This window comes from Prevotella sp. AM23-5, assembly GCF_003473645.1.
GTDB classification, from domain to species: domain Bacteria; phylum Bacteroidota; class Bacteroidia; order Bacteroidales; family Bacteroidaceae; genus Prevotella; species Prevotella copri_A.
The window spans coordinates 327-1,211 of the sequence record NZ_QUCG01000170.1 but is presented as its reverse complement, the minus strand read 5'-3'; the positions used below and the strand labels follow the sequence as shown (position 1 = coordinate 1,211).

General features: G+C 41.4%; 1 pseudogene. It reads right to left on the bottom strand.

The features are described from left to right. A pseudogene (locus DW657_RS17360) lies at positions 1 to 227 on the bottom strand (hypothetical protein); the annotation flags it as partial. Between the last annotated feature and the right edge of the window lie 658 nt (positions 228 to 885).

The window sequence follows — 885 nt, the reverse complement described above, 5'->3', positions numbered from 1 at the left end:
GTTGAAGGGTCTGATAGATTCAGGATGTGCTTGGCGAACTCAGCCGGCAGCTTGTCGAAAGCCACGGTGTCTTTCTTGAAGTTCTGCTGGAATGGCTGCTGGATGTCGTTGTACACAATCTTGTCTTCGTAGTCTGTGGAGCAGGAAGCCATCAGGGTCATCGCTGCCACGAGCGTAGTACCAGCTGCCAGAGCCGGAATCTTTCGATGTTTTTTCTGTTTCAACATTTTGGGTTTTTACTGTATAATCATTTACTATTTCATTAAAACATTTGCTTGCAAAGATACTGAAAATAATTCAAAATACCAAATATTTAGAAGGATATTTCGTCTAGTCCATAGCGCCGGATATGCCCGTCCTCCGTTAGGCGTCCCGGCGGATTTGTAATCCGCCGTCAAAAATGTCCTAACCTCTTTATGCTCTGGGGATATGTTATCCCCAGCCCCCAGACTGTAGCCGGCATTTCGATGGGATAGGGGGATTACAAATCCCCCGGCTTAATAGGTCGAACCTTTTTTTACGACGGATTGCAAATCCGTCGGGACGCCTAACTGAAGATAACCCTTATTGCATAAGCAAAATCCCCATCCAGCTTGAAAAAGCAGGATGGGGATTTTTTTATCTTATACTGCTATTTAAAGCCAACGTATAGCCATCTTTCTGCCGTTGTACATAACTTGTCTGTGCTTAAATTATCTTAACAGTATGCGGGTGAAGGAAAAAAGCCTTTAAGGATAAAAATAAAAACCCTTAAGGAAAAATAAATTTTCCCTTAAGGAAAAAAATAAAAATCCTTAAGGGAAAATATCACATCTCTGCAATTCCCATTTTTCGGGCGTTTGAGAAGATTGAGTTGAATATAGAACTATATTTACATCATTATCA